The 20559-nt window shown below is 73.7% G+C and carries 20 protein-coding genes and 1 riboswitch; of the genes, 14 read left to right on the top strand and 6 right to left on the bottom strand.

Annotated features, from left to right (window positions below):
• Positions 1 to 4: 4 nt before the first annotated feature.
• From mshD to pstS, 4 genes are all read left to right on the top strand, one after another.
• Positions 5 to 901, top strand: a complete 897-nt coding sequence (gene mshD, locus JOF54_RS13740) for a mycothiol synthase (protein WP_210056780.1) — start codon at positions 5 to 7, stop codon at positions 899 to 901.
• Between the two features lie 83 nt (positions 902 to 984).
• Positions 985 to 3135 carry an RNA degradosome polyphosphate kinase gene (locus JOF54_RS13735; RefSeq protein ID WP_210056778.1) on the top strand — a complete coding sequence of 717 codons (2151 nt, stop codon included), beginning with the start codon at positions 985 to 987 and terminating at the stop codon, positions 3133 to 3135.
• A 108-nt stretch (positions 3136 to 3243) separates the two neighbouring features.
• On the top strand, positions 3244 to 4170 hold the full coding sequence (locus JOF54_RS13730; RefSeq protein ID WP_210056775.1) for an NUDIX hydrolase: 927 nt from the start codon (positions 3244 to 3246) through the stop codon (positions 4168 to 4170).
• 218 nt (positions 4171 to 4388) lie between these two features.
• The gene (gene pstS, locus JOF54_RS13725) at positions 4389 to 5510 is read left to right on the top strand and encodes a phosphate ABC transporter substrate-binding protein PstS (RefSeq protein WP_210056773.1); all 1122 of its coding nucleotides are present in this window, start codon (positions 4389 to 4391) and stop codon (positions 5508 to 5510) included.
• A gap of 77 nt (positions 5511 to 5587) precedes the next feature.
• Here the strand turns inward: pstS and JOF54_RS21095 are convergent, their stop codons facing one another.
• Complete coding sequence (locus JOF54_RS21095; RefSeq protein ID WP_245358101.1) at positions 5588 to 5788, bottom strand: hypothetical protein; 201 nt, start codon at positions 5786 to 5788, stop codon at positions 5588 to 5590.
• Between the two features lie 299 nt (positions 5789 to 6087).
• On the opposite strand from JOF54_RS21095, the gene JOF54_RS21090 reads away from it, so the two are divergent.
• The 4 genes from JOF54_RS21090 (at position 6088) to JOF54_RS13705 (ending at position 9602) form a co-directional block, all read left to right on the top strand.
• A complete protein-coding gene (locus tag JOF54_RS21090; RefSeq protein WP_307804165.1) occupies positions 6088 to 6639 on the top strand; it encodes a PstC family ABC transporter permease in 552 nt (183 codons plus the stop codon).
• Positions 6639 to 7706, top strand: a complete 1068-nt coding sequence (gene pstA, locus JOF54_RS13715) for a phosphate ABC transporter permease PstA (protein ID WP_210056771.1) — start codon at positions 6639 to 6641, stop codon at positions 7704 to 7706. The genes JOF54_RS21090 and pstA overlap by 1 nt, the downstream gene beginning before the upstream one ends.
• A 25-nt stretch (positions 7707 to 7731) precedes the next feature.
• Positions 7732 to 8511, top strand: coding sequence for a phosphate ABC transporter ATP-binding protein PstB (gene pstB, locus JOF54_RS13710; RefSeq protein ID WP_210056769.1), 780 nt, complete (start codon positions 7732 to 7734; stop codon positions 8509 to 8511).
• Between the two features lie 83 nt (positions 8512 to 8594).
• Positions 8595 to 9602: a DUF2510 domain-containing protein gene (locus JOF54_RS13705; RefSeq protein WP_210056768.1), complete on the top strand. Its 1008-nt coding sequence runs from the start codon at positions 8595 to 8597 to the stop codon at positions 9600 to 9602.
• 27 nt (positions 9603 to 9629) lie between these two features.
• On the opposite strand, the gene JOF54_RS13700 is transcribed toward JOF54_RS13705, so the two are convergent.
• On the bottom strand, positions 9630 to 10967 hold the full coding sequence (locus JOF54_RS13700) for a glycoside hydrolase family 3 N-terminal domain-containing protein (RefSeq protein WP_210056766.1): 1338 nt from the start codon (positions 10965 to 10967) through the stop codon (positions 9630 to 9632).
• A gap of 147 nt (positions 10968 to 11114) precedes the next feature.
• On the opposite strand from JOF54_RS13700, the gene JOF54_RS13695 reads away from it, so the two are divergent.
• Entirely contained in the window at positions 11115 to 11675 is a 561-nt protein-coding gene (locus JOF54_RS13695; protein WP_210056764.1) for a biotin transporter BioY, read from the top strand.
• A gap of 32 nt (positions 11676 to 11707) precedes the next feature.
• Entirely contained in the window at positions 11708 to 12163 is a 456-nt protein-coding gene (locus JOF54_RS13690; RefSeq protein ID WP_210056762.1) for a DUF1905 domain-containing protein, read from the top strand.
• A gap of 3 nt (positions 12164 to 12166) precedes the next feature.
• Here the strand turns inward: JOF54_RS13690 and JOF54_RS13685 are convergent, their stop codons facing one another.
• Positions 12167 to 13537, bottom strand: a complete 1371-nt coding sequence (locus JOF54_RS13685; RefSeq protein ID WP_210056760.1) for a mycothione reductase — start codon at positions 13535 to 13537, stop codon at positions 12167 to 12169.
• Between the two features lie 101 nt (positions 13538 to 13638).
• Here JOF54_RS13685 and JOF54_RS13680 point away from each other — a divergent pair, with 101 nt between their 5' ends.
• The 4 genes from JOF54_RS13680 to JOF54_RS13665 all read left to right on the top strand — a co-directional run bounded on the left by JOF54_RS13680 (position 13639) and on the right by JOF54_RS13665 (position 16969).
• A complete protein-coding gene (locus tag JOF54_RS13680) occupies positions 13639 to 14967 on the top strand; it encodes a sensor histidine kinase (RefSeq protein ID WP_210056758.1) in 1329 nt (442 codons plus the stop codon).
• Positions 14954 to 15670 (top strand): hypothetical protein, encoded by a 717-nt coding sequence (locus tag JOF54_RS13675; RefSeq protein ID WP_210056756.1) that lies wholly within the window; start codon positions 14954 to 14956, stop codon positions 15668 to 15670. Before JOF54_RS13680 ends, JOF54_RS13675 begins: the two co-directional genes overlap by 14 nt.
• Positions 15671 to 15755: 85 nt before the next feature.
• Positions 15756 to 15871: riboswitch (SAM riboswitch) on the top strand.
• A 181-nt stretch (positions 15872 to 16052) separates the two neighbouring features.
• Positions 16053 to 16571, top strand: coding sequence for a cysteine dioxygenase (locus JOF54_RS13670; RefSeq protein WP_210056753.1), 519 nt, complete (start codon positions 16053 to 16055; stop codon positions 16569 to 16571).
• 134 nt (positions 16572 to 16705) lie between these two features.
• Complete coding sequence (locus tag JOF54_RS13665; protein ID WP_307804164.1) at positions 16706 to 16969, top strand: rhodanese-like domain-containing protein; 264 nt, start codon at positions 16706 to 16708, stop codon at positions 16967 to 16969.
• A 155-nt stretch (positions 16970 to 17124) separates the two neighbouring features.
• Here JOF54_RS13665 and ccsB read toward each other — a convergent pair whose 3' ends face one another.
• The 3 genes from ccsB to JOF54_RS13650 are packed head-to-tail and all read right to left on the bottom strand — an operon-like array spanning position 17125 to position 20538.
• Complete coding sequence (ccsB, locus tag JOF54_RS13660; RefSeq protein WP_210056750.1) at positions 17125 to 18123, bottom strand: c-type cytochrome biogenesis protein CcsB; 999 nt, start codon at positions 18121 to 18123, stop codon at positions 17125 to 17127.
• Position 18124: 1 nt separating this feature from the next.
• The gene (gene resB / locus JOF54_RS13655; protein ID WP_210056748.1) at positions 18125 to 19825 is read right to left on the bottom strand and encodes a cytochrome c biogenesis protein ResB; all 1701 of its coding nucleotides are present in this window, start codon (positions 19823 to 19825) and stop codon (positions 18125 to 18127) included.
• Complete coding sequence (locus JOF54_RS13650; protein ID WP_210059564.1) at positions 19825 to 20538, bottom strand: cytochrome c biogenesis CcdA family protein; 714 nt, start codon at positions 20536 to 20538, stop codon at positions 19825 to 19827. The genes resB and JOF54_RS13650 overlap by 1 nt, the downstream gene beginning before the upstream one ends.
• Positions 20539 to 20559 lie beyond the last annotated feature (21 nt).

Raw genomic sequence — 20559 nt, 5'->3', positions numbered from 1 at the left:
CGCCATGGCGCACGCGGTCCCGACCTCGACCCTCGACCGGCTGTCCCCCGCGGAGGCCGACGCGGTCCGCCGGCTGGTCGCCGACGCGGCCGCCGTCGACGGGACCAGCGCCCTCAACGAGGCGGCGCTGCTGGCCCTGGACCACCCCGGCGACGTCCGGCACGTGCTGGCCCGCGCCGAGGACGCCGGCCCCGGCGCCCTGCTGCGGGGCTACGCCCAGCTGGCCCCCGGGGACGGCTCCACCACCGGTCAGCTCGTCGTCCACCCGGACGTCCGACGCCGCGGCGTCGGCAGCGCCCTGCTCGGCGCGCTGCTCGCGCTGGCGCCGAGCCGCCTCCAGGTCTGGGCGATGGGCGGCACGTCGGCGGCGCAGGCGCTGGCCGACCGGGCCGGGCTGCGGCTGGCCCGCGAGCTGCTGGTGATGACCCGCCCGCTGGGCGCCGACCTGCGCGCCCCGCGGGTGCCCGACGGCGTCGCGGTCCGCACCTTCGAGCCCGGCCGCGACGAGCAGGCCTGGCTGGGCGTCAACGCCCGCGCCTTCGCCTCCCACCCCGAGCAGGGCGCGCTGACCGCCGACGACCTGGCCCAGCGGATGGCCGAGCCCCGGTTCGACCCGCGGGGCTTCTTCCTCGCCGAGCGCGACGGGGTGCTGGTCGGCTTCCACTGGACCAAGCAGCACGCCGGCACCCTCGGCGAGGTGTACGTGCTGGGCGTCGACCCGGGCTCCGGCGGCGCCGGGCTGGGGGGCGCGCTGCTGGACACCGGGCTGGCGCACCTGCGGGCCGCCGGCGACACCGAGGTCGAGCTCTACGTCGAGGGCGACCACGCCGGCGCCGTCGGCCTCTACACCGGCCGTGGCTTCACCACGGCCAGCCGTGATGTGATGTACGCCCAACCGTGAGCCCCCGGACACCTGGACCCCCCGTCGCCGCGAAGCCGCCGCGCGACCCCGGACGTCCGCGGGCCCGCACCTCAGGAGACCGGATGGACCCCGTCGACGTGTCACCCCTCACCAGCATCCGGGGGACGGCCGGCGACCCCCAGGTGGACCCCGACGCCCCGGCGCCGCACCTGCCACCGGACCGCTTCCTCGACCGCGAGCTGTCCTGGCTGGCGTTCAACAACCGGGTGCTGGACCTGGCCAAGGACCGCCCCCGGGTGCCGGTGCTGGAGCGGGCCAAGTTCCTGGCCATCTTCGCCAGCAACCTCGACGAGTTCTACATGGTCCGGGTCGCCGGCCTGAAGCGCCGGATCGCGGCGGGGGTGGCGGTGCCCACCGTCAGCGGGATGATGCCGCGCGACGTGCACACCGCGATCCTCAACCGCACCCGCGAGCTGGTCGTCGACCAGGCCCGGGTGTTCCAGGAGCAGGTGCGCCCCGAGCTGGCCGAGGCCGGCATCGAGATCCTCAAGTGGAACGAGCTCACCGACGACGAGCGCGACCGGATGGACGTCCTCTTCGCCGAGCGGATCTTCCCGGTGCTCACCCCGCTGGCCGTCGACCCCTCGCACCCGTTCCCCTACATCTCCGGGCTCTCGATCAACCTGGCCGTGCTGGTCCGCAACCCCGAGACCGGCGTCCGCCAGTTCGCCCGGGTGAAGGTGCCCAGCGTGCTGTCGCGGTTCCTGCCGCTGACCGAGGGCCGCTACGTCGCGCTCGAGGACGTCATCGCCCAGCACCTGGACCAGCTCTTCAGCGGCATGGAGGTCGTCCAGCACCACACCTTCCGGGTGACCCGCAACGAGGACGTCGAGGTCGAGGAGGACGACGCCGAGAACCTCCTGCTGGCCCTGGAGAAGGAGCTGCTGCGGCGCAAGGTCGGCCGCCCGCCGGTCCGGCTGGAGGTCGAGGACGACATCGACCCCAAGATGCTGGAGCTGCTGATCGGCGAGCTGGACATCGCCGAGAAGGAGGTCTTCCTCGTCCCCGGGCCCCTGGACCTGCGAGGGCTGTTCGCGCTGGCCGACATCGACCGGGCCGAGCTGAAGTACCCGACGTTCCTGCCCTCGACCCACCCGCACCTGTCGGAGGTCGAGACGGCCAAACCGGCCGACATGTTCGCCGCGCTCAAGCAGCGCGACGTGCTGCTGCACCACCCCTACGACTCCTTCGCCACCAGCGTGCAGCGCTTCATCGAGCAGGCGGCCGACGACCCGCAGGTGCTCGCGATCAAGCAGACGCTCTACCGCACCTCGGGCGACTCCCCCATCGTCGACGCCCTCATCGAGGCCGCCGAGGCGGGCAAGCAGGTCCTGTGCCTGGTGGAGATCAAGGCCCGCTTCGACGAGCAGGCCAACATCGCCTGGGCGCGCCGGCTGGAGCGGCACGGCTGCCACGTCGTCTACGGCCTGGTGGGGCTCAAGACGCACTGCAAGCTGTCGATGGTGGTCCGCGACGAGCCCGAGGGCCTGCGCCGCTACGTGCACATCGGCACCGGCAACTACAACCCCAAGACGGCCCGGACCTACGAGGACATGGGCCTGCTGACGGCCAACCCGATCATCACCGAGGACGTCGGTCGGCTGTTCAACCACCTCTCCGGGATGAGCCAGGAGACGTCCTACAAGCGGATGCTCGTCGCCCCGCACGGCATCCGGACCGGCCTGCTGGCCCGGATCGAGAGCGAGATCGACCACCAGCGCGCCGGCCGGCCCGCGGGCATCCGGATGAAGGTCAACTCCCTCGTCGACGAGGCGGTCTCCGACGCGCTCTACCGCGCCTCGCAGGCCGGGGTGCCGGTGGACCTCTGGGTGCGCGGCATCTGCACCATCCGCCCCGGCGTCCCGGGGCTGAGCGAGAACATCCGGGTCCGCAGCATCCTCGGCCGCTTCCTCGAGCACAGCCGGCTGTTCTGGTTCGCCAACGGCGGCTCGCCGTCGGTGGGCATCGGCTCGGCCGACCTCATGCACCGCAACCTCGACCGTCGCGTCGAGGTGCTGGCCTCCATCACCAACCCGGCGCACGTGGCCGAGATCGGCGAGCTGTTCGAGCTGGCCTTCGCCAAGGGCACCGCCTCGTGGAAGCTGCAGCCCGACGGGACCTGGACCCAGTTCACCGCCGGCGAGGACCACGAGCCGCTGCTGGACATGCAGGAGTACCTGATCGGCGTCAAGAGCAGGCGTCGAGCGAAGTGAGCGGGGTCGGGTCGAGCGAAGTGAGCGCGGTCAGGTCGAGCGAAGTGAGCGGTTCGAGGCGAGCGGGGTGAGCGTGGTCGGGGGCTGCGGGGCCCGGGCGGTGGCGCCGTGCCGGTGAAGGTGCTGGAGCGCCCGGTGACCGGCCGCGCCGCGAGCCGGGGGAAGGCGATCCTCGCGGCTGGGGCCGTGGTCACCCGCGAGCACCCGACGCGGGGCACCGAGGTGGTCATCGTGCACCGCAAGCGCTACGACGACTGGTCCCTGCCCAAGGGCAAGCTGGAGGCCGGGGAGTCGCTGCCGGCCTGCGCCGTCCGCGAGGTGGAGGAGGAGACCGGGGTCACCGTCCGGCTCGGCACCCCGCTGGACCAGGTCACCTACGACCGCGGCGGCGGCCTCAAGCGCGTCGACTGGTGGACCGGGTCCGTCGTCACCGCGGCTCCCCGGGCCCCCGACCACGAGGTCGACGTCGTCTCCTGGCTCCCGCTCAAGGCCGCGCTCAGCCGCCTCACGTTCGAGCACGACCGGTTCCTGGTCCGCCAGCAGATGGAGCAGCCGGTCACCACCCCGCTGGTCGTCGTGCGGCACGCGAAGGCGATGGACCGCAAGGACTGGTCCCGCAAGGACTCCGCCCGCCCGATCAACTCCCGGGGCCGCCGGCAGGCCCGGCTGCTGATCCCGATGCTCGCCGCCTACGGCGCCGAGCGGCTGGTCACCTCGACGTCGGCGCGCTGCGTGAGCACGCTGATGCCCTACGCCCACCACCGCGAGCTGCGCGTGGAGACCTTCGGCCAGCTCAGCGAGGAGGAGGGCAGCCACGACGCCAAGGGCGTCGGCCGGCTGGTCACCCGGATCCGCAACCAGACCGTGGCCGACCGCCGCCCCACGGTGATCTGCGTCCACCGCCCCGTGCTGCCGCACATCCTCGAGGCGCTCGAGATCGCCCCGACCTCGCTGGTGACCGGGGAGTTCCTCGTCGCCCACCTGACCGGCGACGGCGAGGTGCACGCCCTGGAGCGGCACCGCCCCCAGGCCTGAGGCCCGTCCCGCGGGCGCTGGAAGCGTCCACCGACAGAGGCGCGGCGCGCCGCCGTCAAGAGCCGCGGGAGCTCCCGCGCCGATCGTTCACCCAGCGTTCACCCCGCGCGGGCCGACCGGACAACTCGGCTGCGTACGTTCCCCGTCGACGGGGGTCACGACGACGCCCCTCGGACCTCATCTCCAGTGCACCACCACGTCCTTCCGAAAGGGGACCCGTGAAGATCTCCCGCCTGAGCGTCGCTGCCTGCGCAGCTGTCGCCACCCTCTCGCTCGGCCTCTCGGCCTGCGCGGCCAACGAGGGCGGCGGCGGCGAGGCCGCGCCCGCCGGCGGCGCGAGCAGCGGCTCCGCCAGCCTCACCGGCACCCTGAGCGGCGTCGGCGCCTCGTCCGCCGCGACCGCCCAGGAGACCTGGGCCGCGGCCTTCCAGACCGTGAACCCCGACGTCACCGTGAACTACTCGCCCGACGGCTCGGGTGCCGGCCGCGACGCCTTTGCCGGCGGTGGCGCCGACTTCGCCGGCTCCGACCGCGCGCTGACCGCCGAGGAGGCCTCGGCCGCCTCGCTCAGCTCCTCGCGCTGCGCCGACGGCTCGGCCGCGATCGACCTGCCGATCTACGTCTCGCCCATCGCCGTGATCTACAAGCTCGAGGGCGTGGACGACCTCAAGCTCGACGCCGAGACCCTCGCCGGCATCTTCAAGGGCGACATCAAGACCTGGGACGACGCGAAGATCAAGGCGCTGAACGAGGGCGCCACCCTGCCCAGCACCAACATCACCGCCGTGCACCGCGCGGACGACTCGGGCACCACCGAGAACTTCACCGACTACCTGCACACGGTCGCCCCGTCGGTGTGGGACGCCGAGGCCGACGGCGAGTGGCCGTTCCCCGGTGGCGAGGCCGCCCCGCAGACCTCCGGTGTCGTCGACGCCGTGAGCAACGGCAACGGGACGATCGGCTACGCCGACGCCTCGAAGGCCGGCGACCTGGGCGTGGCCCAGATCAAGGTGGGCGACAAGTTCCTGGAGCCGACGGCCGACGCCGCCGCCGCCGTCGTCGACGCCTCGCCGCGCGACACCGAGGGCCGCAGCGCCAACGACATCGTCGTGACCCTGGACCGCAAGGCCGAGGGCGACGTCTACCCGGTCGTCCTGCTCTCCTACGCCATCGCCTGCGAGAAGTACGAGGACCCGGCCGTCGCCGCCAAGGTGAAGGGCTACCTCAGCTACGTCGCCTCCGCGAAGGGCCAGCAGGACGCCGTCGCGACCGCCAAGATGGCCCCCCTCTCCGAGGAGCTGTCCACCGAGGTCGAGGCCGCGGCCGCCAAGATCTCCTGACCCAGGAGTCACCGCCACCGGGCCGCCGGCGACCGCTCCCGCGCGGGGAGGGGTCGCCGGTGGTTCGATGTGGTCCATCAGCCACCACTCTCGTGGAGCAGGGACATGACGCAGATCGAACCCCAGCGGATCGCCGACACCCAGGTCGGCAGCGCGCCGACGTTCCGGGCCGGCCCACCGCCCCCCGAGCCGCCGCCGAAGGCCAAGGTCGCCGCGGCGAAGGTCGTCAAGCGGCCCGGTGACCGGATCTTCGAGGGGCTCTCGACCGGCTCCGGCACCCTGATCCTCATCATCCTGGCCCTGGTGGCGGCCTTCCTCGTCGCCCAGGGCATCCCGGCCTTCACGAACCCGGCCGACGACCTGCCGTTCGGGAACACCTACCGCTACGTGCTGCCGCTGGCCTTCGGCACCGTGTGGGCCGCGTTCCTCGCGATGGTCATGGGCGTCCCGGTGGCCATCGCCATCGCCCTGTTCATCTCCCACTTCGCCCCCCGCCGGCTGGCCGCCGGGCTCGGCTACGTCATCGACCTGCTGGCCGCGGTGCCCTCGGTCGTCTACGGCCTGTGGGGCAATCAGCGTGCTGGGTCCGCTGGTCCAGCCGCTCTACCTCTGGCTCACCGAGAACCTCGGCTTCATCCCGCTGTTCGCCGGGCCCGCCTCGGGCACCGGCCGGACGATCTTCACCGCCGCCCTGGTGCTCGCGGTGATGATCCTGCCGATCGTCACGGCGCTCTCCCGGGAGGTCTTCCTGCAGACCCCGCGGCTGCACGAGGAGGCCGCGCTGGCCCTCGGCGCCACCCGCTGGGAGATGATCCGGATGGCCGTCCTGCCTTTCGCCCGGCCCGGCATCATCTCGGCCAGCATGCTGGGCCTCGGCCGCGCGCTGGGCGAGACCATGGCCGTCGCCCTGGTGCTCTCGCCCTCGGCGATCATCTCCTTCGCCCTGCTGCAGTCGACGAACCCGAGCACGATCGCGGCCAACATCGCGCTGTCGTTCCCCGAGGCCTACGGCCTGGGCACCAACCAGCTCATCGCGACGGGCCTCGTGCTGTTCGTCATCACCCTCGCCGTCAACAGCGTGGCGCGCGCGGTCATCAACCGTCGCAAAGAGTTCTCGGGAGCCAACTGATGAGCACCTCCGTCGCCACCCGGCCCGCCGCGCCCGTCACCCTGACGGCCGGCCGGCTGCCCCGCTGGAGCACCGGCCTGCTGCTCGCCGCCTCCCTGCTGATCTCGCTCTCGATCTTCGCCGTCTTCGGCTCGCTGGGCATCATCCGCGTGCTCGTCGTCGCCGTGCTCATCTACATCGTCGTGTCGGTGGTGCTCTCGGTCGCCGTCGAGGGCACCCGCAAGGCCAAGGACCGGCTCGCGACCACGCTGGTGACCAGCGCCTTCGGCCTGGCCCTGCTGCCGCTGATCTCGCTGGTCGTCTCCGTCGTGGGCCGCGGCTCCGACCGGTTCGACGGGACCTTCTTCACCTACTCCATGCGCAGCGTGGTGGGCGAGGGCGGCGGCGCCGTGCACGCGATCACCGGCACCCTGTGGGTGACGGGCATCGCCACCCTCATCTCGGTCCCGATCGGCCTGCTCGCGGCCATCTACCTCGTCGAGTACGGCCGCGGCCGGCTGGCCCGCAGCATCACCTTCTTCGTCGACGTGATGACGGGCATCCCCTCGATCGTCGCCGGTCTCTTCGCCTACGCGCTGTTCGTGATCATCTTCGGGCCGGGCACCAAGTCGGGCCTGGCCGGCGCCGTCGCGCTGAGCGTGCTGATGATCCCCGTGGTCGTCCGCTCGGTGGAGGAGCTGCTCAAGATCGTCCCCAACGAGCTGCGCGAGGCCTCCTACGCCCTCGGGGTGCCGAAGTGGCTGACGGTCACCAAGATCGTGCTGCCGACCGCGCTGGCCGGGATCGTCACCGGCGTCATGCTGGCCATCGCCCGGGTGATCGGGGAGACCGCCCCGCTGCTGGTCGCCGCCGGGTTCACCCAGAGCCTCAACAACAACCCCCTCGAGGGCCCGATGATGACGCTGCCGGTCTTCGTCTACCGCTCCTACGTCGACCAGGGCAACCCCGCGTCGGCCTACGTCGAGCGCGCGTGGGCCGGGGCCCTGACGCTGGTCATCATCGTCATGGTGCTCAACCTCGCCGGTCGCCTCATCGCCGCCCGTTTCGCTCCCAAGACCGGCCGCTGAGCCGGCGGACCCAGGAAGAACTGACATGTCGAAGCGCATCGAGGTCTCAGACCTCAACGTCTACTACGGCTCCTTCAAGGCGGTCGAGGACGTCCAGCTGACCGTGGAGCCCCGCACCGTCACCGCCTTCATCGGCCCGTCGGGCTGCGGGAAGTCCACCTTCCTGCGCACCCTCAACCGCATGCACGAGGTCATCCCCGGCGCCTACGTCGAGGGCTCGGTCAAGCTCGACGGGGACGACCTCTACGGCCCCGGCGTCGACCCGGTCCGGGTCCGCCGCCAGGTCGGCATGGTCTTCCAGCGCCCCAACCCGTTCCCCACGATGTCGATCGCGGACAACGTGCTGGCGGGCGTGCGGCTGAACAACCAGCGGATGTCGGGCGCCAAGTCCAAGGAGCTGCTGGAGACCTCGCTGCAGGGCGCGAACCTGTGGAACGAGGTCAAGGACCGCCTCGACAAGCCGGGCTCCGGGCTCTCCGGCGGCCAGCAGCAGCGGCTCTGCATCGCCCGCGCCATCGCCGTCCAGCCCGAGGTCATCCTCATGGACGAGCCGTGCTCGGCGCTCGACCCCATCTCCACGCTCGCCATCGAGGACCTCATCGGCGAGCTCAAGGAGGACTACACGGTGGTCATCGTCACCCACAACATGCAGCAGGCCGCCCGGGTGAGCGACCAGACGGCGTTCTTCAACCTGGCCGCCCAGGGCAAGCCCGGCCGGCTGGTGGAGATCGGCTCGACGGAGAAGATCTTCTCCAACCCCGACGAGAAGGCGACCGAGGACTACATCACCGGCCGCTTCGGCTGAGCCCCTGAGACCAGCCTGTGGGTTCGGTGACGAGCGCGTGAACGACCCGGGACCGGCCCGGGCCACCACCTAGACTCGCCGGCGTGAGCGCACAGGCAGGCTGGTACCCCGATCCCGGCGGCGGTCAGGACCTCTACCGCTACTGGGACGGCCGGGCGTGGTCCGCGGCGACCTCGCCGAACCCCAGCGCCCCGCCGCCCGCGCAGGGCCTCGTCAGCTCCCCCGCCCCGTCGTCGGCCCAGCCGCTCGGCGCGCAGCCCGGCCAGTCCGCCGGCTACGGCCAGGGCGGCCAGGGCTACGGCCAGGCGGGCCAGGGCTACGGCCAGTCCGCCGGCTCCGGCTACGGCGCGGGTGCGCAGCCCGGCACCGCCTACGCGGCCTACCAGCAGCAGGCCCCCCGCCGTCGTGGCGCGGTCGGCTGGTGGCTGGGCGGGGCGGCCGTCCTCGTCGTGCTCGTCGTCCTGGCCGTGGTCGCCGTCCGCGCGGCCACCGGCACCGGCGGCTTCTCGGGCCTGCCCGGGGGGCAGGGCAGCCAGAACGCCTGCCCCACGCCGGAGGAGAACCCGACGGCGACCCCGGACCCCAACGACGGCCGGGTGCACGGCGGACCCGTCTCCTTCCCGCGGCTCGGCGCGCCCTGGTCGGCGCCCGAGTACGACGACCGGGTGCCCTTCGGCACCGACACCAAGGTCCAGCAGATCACCGTCGAGTCGAACTACAACCCCGGCCAGAGCTGGGTGGCCTCGGTGCTCGTCGCCGAGCTGCAGGCCGGCGACGGCTTCTTCTCCCCCGAGCAGGGCTCCCAGGTCGTCGTCAAGTGCATCCTCGGCGCCTTCTACGGCGACGCCCCGGTGACCAGCGACGTCAAGGTCAACGAGGCGGCCACCATCGACGGGCACGACGCCTGGGTCGTGGAGTCGCAGCTGAGCTTCGACATCCCCGACCTGCAGACCAAGGGCGAGCTGCTGCTCGTCGCCATCGTCTCGGCGGGCGCCACCTCGGGCCTCTACTACGCCTCGATCCCGGACACCCGGCCGGAGCTCGTGCAGCCCGCCCGCGACGCCCTCGCGAAGCTGCAGGTCGACAGCTGAGCCGACGGCCGCGCGGCCGGCGGCGCGTCAGCAGTCCGCGAGCCCCCGCCGGTCCTTGAGGGCCAGCACCCGGGCGGCGCTCTCGTCCACCCGGTCGGCGAAGGCGGGGTCGTCCGCGGCCCGGTCCACCAGCGCCTCGGCCATGGTCGCGGCCTCGGTCGGGTCGCCGACGATCGCCAGGTCCCCGCCCGCCCGCACGAAGCCGACGGCGCGCCGGGCCGGGCTCTCGTCGCGGACCGCCGCGGCGGCGAGGTCGTCGGAGATGACGACACCGGTGAAGCCGAGGTCGCCGCGGATCATCCCGTGGACGACGGTGGGTGAGAAGACGGCCTGCCGGCGGGGGTCGATCCGGGTGTAGACCACCGAGGAGACCATCACCATGTCCGTGCCGGCGTCCACGGCGGCCCGGAAGCCGGCGAGCCCCGGGTCGCGCCGGGTGGTCGTGGTGTCGACCACCCGGGTCGCGGTGTCGGTGTTGCCGCGGACCGCGCCGATGCCGGGGAAGTGCTTGACGGCGGTGGCGATGCCCGCCTGCCGCATCCCGGTGGTGAAGGCGTCCACCTTCTGCGCCACCGCCGACGGCGAAGACCCGTAGCCCCGGCGCAGCTTCGCGATCGGCTCGTTGACGGCGGCCAGCCGGGGCGGGACCACGTCGGCGACGGGCGCCAGGTCGGCGTTGATGCCCGCCCGGTCGAGCTGGTCGCCCCACAGCTCGGCCTTCTGCGCGAGCTCGTCGTCGGAGAGCTTCGCCTGCTGCTCGGCCGAGGGGATGTCGGAGAAGCCGTCGCCGGCGAGCCGCTGGACCAGCCCGCCCTCCTGGTCGGCGGCCAGCAGGACGCCCACCCGCTGCGGCCGCACCGCCGCCTGCCGGACGTCGGCGACCGCGCCCTGGACCGAGCGCAGCCCGGCCGTGGAGTTGCCCAGCAGGATGACGCTGCCGGCGTGGGTGCTCCCGACGGCGGCGGCCTGCTCGGGGGTGACGCCCGTGGAGGTGACGGCGACCATCAGCAGCTGCCCGACCCGCTCCTCCGGCGTCAGCCGCTGCACCAGGGCCGCGCAGCGTCCGGCCGCATCCTCCGACGGGGCCGGCGTCGCCGAGGGGGTGGCTGAGGACGACGCGGAGGCGGAGACGGACGGGGAGGCCGGGCCCGAGGGGCTGGCCGGGGTCGACGGCCGGGCGCTCGCCGGTCCCGAGGCGGAGCCCGACGTCGACGGGGCGGGCCCCGTGCTCGTGGCCGGGGCCGGCGCGGCGCCGAGGACGCCGCACGCGCCGAGGCCGAGCAGCAGCGGACCCAGGGCCAGGGCGGTGAGCCCGGGCCGCAGGCGGCGGCGGGCGGGCACGGTGGACGACATCGCAGACCTCACGGGGCAACTGTTCCACCAACGACGGCCCGTTGGCGGCACGCGACGCAGGAGCCCTAAGGTTGGGCCACACCTGTGCCGGGCGCTGGACGAGCCGCCCGAGCGCGCCGGCCGATGGAAGGACCGACCTAGATGTCGAGCATCACGAGCGTGAGCCCGCGGACCCTCGCGGACGTCATCCCCGGAGGGGTCGCCCGCAGCGTCGCCCTCGTCGCCGGCGGGGCCGCCTTGGTCGGCCTGAGCGCTCAGGTCGTCGTCCCCCTGCCGTTCACTCCCGTGCCGCTCTCGCTGCAGACCTTCTCGGTGCTGCTCGTCGGCGCCGTGCTCGGCTCCCGCCGCGGCGCGGCCTCGATGGGCCTCTACCTGCTGGCCGGCGTCGCGGGCGTCCCGTGGTTCTCCCAGCACCAGAGCGGCTGGGCCTTCGCCTCGTTCGGCTACGTCGTCGGCTTCGTCGTCGCCGCCTACCTGGTCGGCCGGCTGGCCGAGCGCGGCGCCGACCGCACCGTGCTGCGCACCGTGGGCCTCATGGTCCTGGGCAACCTCGCCGTCTACGCGGTGGGCGTGCCCGGCCTGGTGCTCATCACCGGGATGGACCTCGGCAAGGCCCTGCTGGTGGGCGTCGTGCCGTTCCTCATCGGCGACGCCCTGAAGATCGCCCTGGCCGCGGGCCTGCTGCCCGCCACCTGGAAGCTGGTCGGCGACCGCCGCTGAGCACCCTCGGCCCCTCCGACCCGGCCCCGGCCGTGCGCTTCACCGCTGAGGTGGGCGCCGCCGGGCGGGGCGGCCACGCCGTCGTCGTCCCGGCCGGGGTGACCACCGCCCTCGGCTCCAAGAAGGCCGCCGTCCTCGCCGTCGTCGGCGGGGTGGAGCACCGCACCCGGCTGGCCAGCCACGCCGGCCGCACCTACCTCGGGCTGCCGGCCGCCCTGCTCAACCGCCTGGGGGTCCGCGACGGGGACGTCGTCGAGGTCGAGCTGAGCCTCGCGGAGGAGCCCGCCACCGCCCCCGAGCCGGACGTCCCGGAGCCCGCGGAGCTCACCGCCCTGCTGACGGCCGACGCCGCGGCCCGCACCGCCTGGTCGGGACTGAGCCCCGAGCAGCAGCAGGAGTACCACCGCTGGCTGGCCGGCGCCGAGGACCCGGCCGTGCGCGGCACCCGGCTGGACCGGCTGGCGCACCGGCTGCGCACCGTCCGATGAGGCTCAGGCGGGCAGCTTCAGCAGCGCGTTCTCGACGACCTCGGCCATCGCCGGGTGGATCCAGTACTGGCCCCGGGCCACCGCGTGCGGGTGCTGGCCGAAGCTCATCGCCTGGATCAGCGTCTGGACCAGCGACGAGGCCTCGGGCCCGATGAGGTGCGCGCCGACCAGCAGGCCGGTGGAGCGGTCGGCGACCAGCTTCACGAAGTGGTCGGTGTCCTCCATGGCCCAGCCGAAGGCCACGTCGCCGTACTGCTGGGTGACGGCGACGTAGTCGAGGCCCCGGTCGCGGGCCTGCTCCTCGGTCAGCCCCACCGAGGCGACCTGCGGGTCGGAGAAGACGGCGTGCGGGACGAAGCGGTGGTCGCTCTCCACCAGGGCGTCGGGGTGCAGCAGGTTGTGCTGGACCACCCGGGCCTCGTGGTTGGCCACGTGCTTGAGCTGGGCCGGGGAGGAGACGTCGCCCAGCGCCCAGATGTGCGCGGCGGTGGTCCGCTGGTGGGCGTCGACGACGACGTAGCCGTCCTCGTCCAGCTCCACGCCGGCGGCGTCGAGGGCCAGGGTGTCGCCGTTCGGCACCCGGCCGGTGGCCACCAGCAGCACGTCGGCGTCCAGGTCGACGGCGCCGTCGGGCCCGCTCAGGGACACGGTCACGCCCTCGCCGTCGGGGCCCGGCCGCACGCCCTCGACGGCGGTCCCGGTGCGCACGTCCAGCCGGCGGCCCAGCAGCTCGGTGAAGCGGGCGGAGACCTCGGCGTCCTCCCCGCGCAGCATCCGGTCCCCGCGGGCGACCACGGTGACCCGGGTGCCGTAGGAGGCGAAGACGTGGCCGAGCTCGGCGGCGATGTAGCCGCCGCCGATGACGACCATCGAGCGCGGCAGCTCCGGCAGCCGCATGACGGTGTCGGAGGTGTGGTACCGGACGGTGTCCATGCCCGGCAGGTCGGGGATCACGGGCCGGCTGCCCGCGGCCAGCACGAAGCGGTCGGCGGTGATCGTCTCCTCCCCCACCTGCAGGGTGTGCGGGTCGAGGAAGTGCGCCGTCTGCTGGAAGACCGTCACGTTCTCGTTCGACGCGCGCCACGTCAGGCCGCCCTCGGAGATCGGGTCGATCCGGCCGAAGATCCGGTCCCGGATCTCGGCGAAGCGGACCTGCCGCAGCTCGAGGTCGACGCCCACCCGGGCCGCGTGCCCCGGGCTCGCCGCCAGGTCGGCGGGGTGCACGAACATCTTGGTGGGGATGCAGCCGACGTTGAGGCACGTCCCCCCGAAGACGCCCTTGTCGACGAGGGCGATGTCCAGGTCGGCGAACCGCTCGTCGGGGATGGAGTTGCCCGAGCCGGAGCCGATGATGACGAGGTCGAAGTGCTGCACCCGCCCATCGTGCCAGCCCGGGCAACGCCCCGGCCCCGACGACGACGGCGCGAGCGGCCGGCCCGGTTGCCGCGGCGGGGGGCGGGCGGCACCATGGGCGGGTGAGCACGGGCTGGGGCGGCCGATGGGGGCAGGGCCGGCGCGACCGGCTCGCCTACCTGACCATGCTGCGGCGCTCCAGCGCCTACAACTTCCGGGCCGCGGCCGACCGGGCCGTCTGCGTCGCCGCGGTCGGCGTCGGCGTGCTGGAGGTCCAGCCGTCGGTGCTCGCCGTCCTGCTCTGGCTGCCGGCCGCCGTGTGCGTGGTGCTGCAGCTGGTGCAGGCCCACCACGAGCGCGCCGAGTCGCTACCCCGGCGGTGGCCGGCGACGGCCCTGCACGCCGACCTGAGCCACAAGAACGGCCGGCACGCCATCGCGGTCGAGACCTACACCGAGATCGGCGGCGGACTGCTCCTCGTCGTCGTCGCGGCCTGGGTGGCGACCGACCTGCCGCCGACGCTCCGACTCGTCGTGCTCGCCGCCGCCGTCGGGCACTTCGCCAGCACCAGCTGCGCGATCTTCACCGACCACGCCTGGTTCAACCCCGCCGAGCGCGGCCGGCCCGGCTGGCACGAGGTGCTGCGCTGGGTGTCGGGCCCGCTGACGGCCGGGCTGGTCAGCGCGGTGGCCCTGCCCGCCCGCTGGCCGGAGGAGATCTGGCTGGCCGCCGTCGTCGTGTGCCTGGCCCCGGCGCTCATCTCGCTGCGGGTCCGCGACGCCGACCTGGCGCTGGCCCACCTGGCCCCGCTGGTCCGCGAGGAGTCCCACGCCGGCCGCGAGCTGGTGATCAGCGAGACCCACGGCGCTCTCTCCACCCACCTGCGGCTGCTGGAGCAGGAGGCGCGCACCGTCCGCTCCAGCGCGCCCACCCTCTACGAGCTGGCCGTCAGCGCCAACGCCCGTCTGCGCGAGACCATGACGCTGGCCCGGATCGGCGAGACCAGCTCGACCACGCCCGCCAGCCTGGCCGCGCCGGTGCTGACCCTCGCCCGGGCGGTGGGCGCGGAGGTGAGCGTGGACATCGACGCCGAGCACCTCGGCCGCGACGACCGCGACCTCGCCCGGATCGTCCTCAGCGACCTCGTGGGCAACGCGGTGAACGCCGGGGCCGGGGCGATCACGGTCCACCTCGCGCAGCGGCCCGGACTTCTCGTGATAGAAGTCGGGGACGACGCGCCGCCGATGCCGGTCGGGGTCTGGAAGAGTCCCGGGACCAGCTCGGAGCGGCTGGAGGCCCGCCTCACGGGCCTGCAGGGGTCGCTGTCGTGCGAGGACGGAGCCGGGACCAAGACGGTCACGGCCCGCTGGGTGCCCCGGGGCACCGCGACCGAGAGGGGGCGGGGCGACGACCACGACGACGCCGTCGACGGGCCGGGTGCTGCTGGTTGACGACGTGCCCGGGGAACGGGCCAACTTCGAGCGCGCCTTCGGCCGCGGTCTCGCCGTCGCACCCGGGGTCGACCAGCTGAACGAGCTGCTCCGCACCGGGAACGAGTGGGAGGTCGCCTTCGTCGACTTCAACCTCAGCTCGCGGACCAGCACCGGGCTCACTGCCCTGCTCCGGCTGCACCACGAGCGGCCCGGCACCCAGATCGTCACCTACAGCCAGTTCACCGAGAGCGGCCGCACGCTGTACGCCGCCGCGGCCCGGCACTGGTTCGGGGCGGCCGCGCTGCTCGACAAGACGCGCAACGACCCGCACACCCTCATGCACTACCTGACCGCGCTCCGGATCGGGCAGAACCCGACGCCGACGCCGTGGCAGCGCCGGCTGCAGTGGTCGCCGCTGCTCGACTCGCTGCTGGCCGACGCCTCGTGGGTGCGGATCTGGGGCGCCCTGCGGGAGGCGGCCGGCGACATGGCCCGGGTGGCGGAGCTGCTGGGCGTCGAGCCCGGCAGCCTGCGCGGGTTCAAGGACCGCGCCACCGAGGCGGCGATCCAGTTCAACGAGAAGTTCCACGACGTCCCGCACCCCGGCCGGACGCGGAACAAGAAGGGCATCCTCGCCGCCTTCGCGGCCGAGCACCGGCACTTCCTCACCGCGCCCGACCTCTCGACGGTGATGTCGCCGGGGTCCCGCCGGCGCGGCTGACCGCGACCGGTCACCGGGTCCAGCATTCCCCATCGTGAGACAAGGGTTTGTCGGGAATGGGCGCCGCGGCCTAGCCTGAGGACCAGGTCATGAGTGCCAGCTGCACGAGCCCCGGCTCGCTGGCCAGCAACCCTCCGGTACGGCGGGGTGCTCCGGGTGACGACCAGGTCGGCGACCTCTCGGCGTCGGCAAGCGTCCTGACGGAGGTACCCGCGGTGAACCAGCACCTGCACGGCCGGTTGCACGTCGACCTGCGGCGGACGGCCAGCATGGCCTGTCCCGCCGCGCCCGGCCTCGGCTGACCCGCCGCCGCGCCGGAGCGCCCGCGCTCCCCCCGTCCGCACGTCCACCGGCCCGCGCGCCGGATCCCAGGAGACCCCGTATGACCACCACCACCCGTCCTGAGCACGCCCCGACCACCACCCGGGCCCGGCGGCCCGTGCCCGCGCAGATCGCCCGCCGGATCGCCGACACCCCCGCCCTGTGGCGGCCGCTGGTCCGCTTCGACGCCGCCGCCCGCTTCGCCACCCGGCTGCCCGCCGCCTCCGACGACCACGAGGTCTGGCTGCTGACCTGGCTGCCGGGCCAGGGCACCGAGTGGCACGACCACGGCGGCAGCGCCGGGGCCTTCGCCACCGTCCAGGGCGTGCTCACCGAGCAGCACGCCACCCCGGACCAGGGCGGCGGTCCCGCCGTGGTCGTGCCGGGCGCCCGCCGGCTGGTCACCGGCGGCGTCCGGCCGTTCGGCCCCCGGCACGTCCACCACGTCGTCAACGCCGACCCCGTCGGCGCCGTCAGCATCCACGTCTACGCCCCGTCGCTGACCGAGATGACGGAGTACACGCGGCACGGATCGCTGCTACATTCGTCGGGCTCGCAACTGGCCGGGGTGAATTGGTGAGCGTCCTCATCCCGCCAGCCACCACGACCCGCACCGGTCGCAGGACCATCCACGACGTGCTGGAATCGGCCCGGGGGCGCCTCGCAAGGCTCACCCCAGCACAGGCCAGGATCCGTTGGAGCGCCGGTGCGGTCGTGGTGGACATCCGGCCGGCGGCCCAGCGCGCCGCCGAGGGCGAGCTGCCCGGAGCCCTCGTCGTCGAGCGCAACGTCCTGGAGTGGCGGTTCGACCCGATGAGCGACGCCGCCCTGCCGATCGCGTCCTACGACCTCGAGGTCCTCGTGCTCTGCCAGGAGGGCTACACCTCCAGCCTGGCCGCCGCCGCCCTGCAGGACCTGGGCCTCCACCGGGCCACCGACGTCATCGGCGGCTACGCCGCCTGGCGCGAGCTGCTCTGACCGCTCCGTCCTGTTCTCCACGCAAGCCGTGGACGAGCTCGTCGTCTCGTCCGAGCTGGTTCACGGCTTGTCCGTTCGAGGGACAGCACCCCCGCTGCCTGAGCCTGTCGAAGGCCCTTCGACAGGCTCAGGGCGCGGGGTGCAGGAAGGGGGCCTCAGACGCCGGCGTAGGAGTGCAGGCCGGAGACCAGCAGGTTGATGCCGACGAAGTTGAACCAGAAGGACGCTAGACCGAGGATCGCGATGGCGGCGGCCTTGCTGCCCCGCCAGCCGGCCGTCGAGCGGGCGTGCAGGTAGCAGGCGTAGATCACCCAGGTGACGAGCGCCCAGGTCTCCTTGGGGTCCCAGCCCCAGTAGCGGCCCCAGGCGTACTCGGCCCAGACGGCTCCGGCGGCGACGGTGAAGGTCCACAGCGGGAACGCGAAGGCGTGGAAGCGGTAGGTCAGCAGGTCGATCCGGCGGGCGCTGGGCAGCAGGCCCAGGTAGCCCTTGACCGTCCCGCGGTCCTCGGCCCGCTTCTTGACCAGGTAGAGGACCGACATCAGGCCGCCGACGTTGAACGCGGCGCCCGCGATGGCCGCGGCGACGATGTGGATGACGAACCAGACCGAGTGCAGGGCCGGCACCAGCGGGGCGACGGCCACGTAGAAGACGGTGACGGCCAGCCCGTTGGCCACGGCCGCCAGCAGCGTCAGCGGCAGGCCCAGCCAGCGGATGCCCGCCTTCCAGACCATCAGCAGGTAGGCCGCGACGACGAACACCATGGCGGTGGTCGTGAACTCGAACATGTTGCCCCACGGCGCGCGGCCGGCGGCCACCCCGCGGGCCAGCACCCCGGCCAGGCTCAGCAGGAAGCCGATGACGGTCAGCGTGACGCCGATCCGGCCCAGCTGCTCGACCCGGCGCCGGCTGCCCTCGGCCTCGGCGGCCTCCTCGGCGTCGACGGTCGAGGGCCCGTCGGCCGGGGCCTCGACCCCGCCGAAGACGGTCTCGCCGCGGGAGCCGACGCCCACGAGCTGACGGCGCTCGCGGGCGGTGGCGGCCGGGGCCAGGCTGCGCGCGGCCGCCCACTCGCCGGCGTGCGCGAACATCGCCAGCATGTAGACCACGACGGACGTGACCAGCGCGGCGCTGGACAGCTGCTCAGGGTTCATCTCACTGCTTCCTGCGGGGTGTGTCGTCAGAGGGTTCGTCGTCCGGGGGTCCCGGGGATGCGTCCGGAGGGTCCGGCTCCGGCTCGGGCAGGCGGCCGGCCAGGACCTGCGCCAGTTCGTCGACGTCCTCGGTGAGGCCGCCGCGGGCGTCGGCACGGTCCAGGCCGCCGACCTCCAGCAGCCGGCCACCGGCGGACCGCTCCCCCAGCCGCACCCAGACCCGGCGCGGCCGGACGAACAGCGAGAGGCAGAGGCCGAGCACGGCGGCCGCGATGGCGGCGAGCGAGATGCCCACCCCGGGCGAGTCGCCGACCTGCAGCTTCACCCAGCGGTCCCAGCCGTCCATGGTGATGGTGCCGCGGCCGTCGGGCAGCTCGATCGTCTGGCCCTCCTGCAGCGCCATCCGGAACGGCTTGCCCTCGCCGTCGACCATCTCGGTCAGCCCGGCGGTGTCGAGGGAGTAGACGTTCTCGGGCTCGCCGGTCTCCACCTTCGGCGGGCCGTACCAGCCGTTGAGGAACAGGGCCGGGTTCAGCGCGTCGGGGAAGCCCGAGGTGGGGGCCGCGCCGCCGGAGGTGACGGCTGTCGGGAGGAAGAAGCCCTCGAAGGCGAGCCGCTCGGGGCGGGCGTCCGGCGCCTTGATGGCCCCGGCGGAGGTGAACTGGCCGTCCTGGGGCAGGAAGGGCACCGGGCCGGAGAACGCGGTGTTGCCGTCGCCGTCCTTGATCGTCACCCGCGGCGCGTAGCCGTGGCCGATCAGGTGCACCGTGGTGCCGTCGACCTCGAGCGGCTTGTTGACCTCGAGGGTCTCGGCCCGCGGCGCGTCGCCCGGGGCGTCGGTGACCTCGACCTCGGCGCGGAACAGCCGGGCGGCGCCCCGCTGGACCGGTCCGGTCTCGAAGGCCACGTCGAAGCTCTTCACCACGACGCTGAAGGGGTGCAGGTCGTTCTCGTCGAAGCGGGCGCCGGCCTGCAGGTCGTCGTACTGGGTCAGGTTGTTGGCGAACCCCTGCCCGACGATGACGACGCTGCTGCCGCGGAAGCCGTAGAGGCTGGCCAGGGCGACGCCGAGCAGCACGAACAGCAGGCTCACGTGGAAGAGCAGGTTGCCGGCCTCGCGGAGGTAGCCGCGCTCGGCGGCGACCGTCCCGTCGTCGCGGACGTCCACCCGGTAGCGGCGGCGGCGGAGCTCGGCGGCGGCCCGGTCCAGCAGGTCGGCCTCGGCGTCCACGGCGGCGCGCGCGTAGGCGGGCAGCCGGCCGAGGTTGCGCGGGGTCCGCGGCGGCCGTGCCCGCAGGGCCCGGGCGTAGACGCCGACGCGCGGCACGATGCAGCCCACGAGCGAGACGAACAGCAGCAGGTAGATCGCCGAGAACCAGGGCGAGGTGAAGACGTTGAACAGCCCGACCCGGTCGTAGAGCGGGCCCAGCGTCGGGTTGTCCCGGATGAAGTCCGAGACCCGCACCGGCGAGACCGCGCGCTGCGGGATCAGCGAGCCGGGGACGGCCGCCAGGGCCAGCGCGAACAGCAGCACGAGGGCGGTCCGCATGGAGGTCAGCTGGGTCCAGACGAACCGGGCCCCGCCGCGCCAGCCGAGCCGCGGGGCACCCCCGCCGGAACCGCCGTCCGGGGGCAGGTCGGAGCCGCCGGGGGGCGGGGCGTCGGAGCCGGTCGCGGGCTCGCGGAGCTGGGTGTCGGTCATCAGATCACCGGGACGAAGGAGGCGAAGGTCTGGCGGAGGTCGGCCGTCAGGGTGGTCCACAGGCCGGTGACCAGGAGCAGTCCGACGACGACCATGGCCAGGCCGCCGACGCGGAGCAGGGTCGGCTGGTGGCGACGGAGGAAGCCGACGGCGCGCGCCATCCGCGTGTAGACCAGCCCGGCCACGACGAAGGGGACGCCGAGGCCGAGGGCGAAGACGAAGGCCAGCAGGCCGCCGCGCAGCGCCGTCGCCTCGGTGAAGGCCAGGCTGTAGACGACGCCGAGGGTCGGGCCGATGCAGGGCGTCCAGCCCAGGGCGAAGACGACGCCCAGCAGCGGGGCGGCGGCCACGCCGGCGTTCGGCAGCCGGGAGAACCGCAGCTCGCGCCGGCCCAGCCCGATGACGCCGGCGAAGACCAGGCCGAGCGCGATGATGACGACGCCCAGCACCCGGGTGATCACCTCGGCGTGCACCAGCAGGGCCGCCCCCAGGCCGCCGACCAGGGTGCCGGTGGCCACGAAGACGGCGGCGATGCCCAGCACGAACAGCGAGGTGCCGGCCAGCATCCGGCCGCGGCGGGCCGTCCCGCCCAGCACCTCGGCGGCGCCCAGCCCGGTGGCGTAGGAGAGGTAGCCCGGCAGCAGCGGCACCACGCACGGGGAGAAGAAGGACACCAGGCCGGCGAGCAGCGCGACCGGCACGGCGAGGGCCATCGAGCCACCGACGGCCGCCTC

Origin of the sequence: Microlunatus capsulatus (genome assembly GCF_017876495.1) — a bacterium.
Lineage (GTDB): Bacteria > Actinomycetota > Actinomycetes > Propionibacteriales > Propionibacteriaceae > Microlunatus > Microlunatus capsulatus.
The sequence above is the reverse complement of the archived record's forward strand: the minus strand, read 5'-3'. Positions and strand labels throughout refer to the sequence as shown.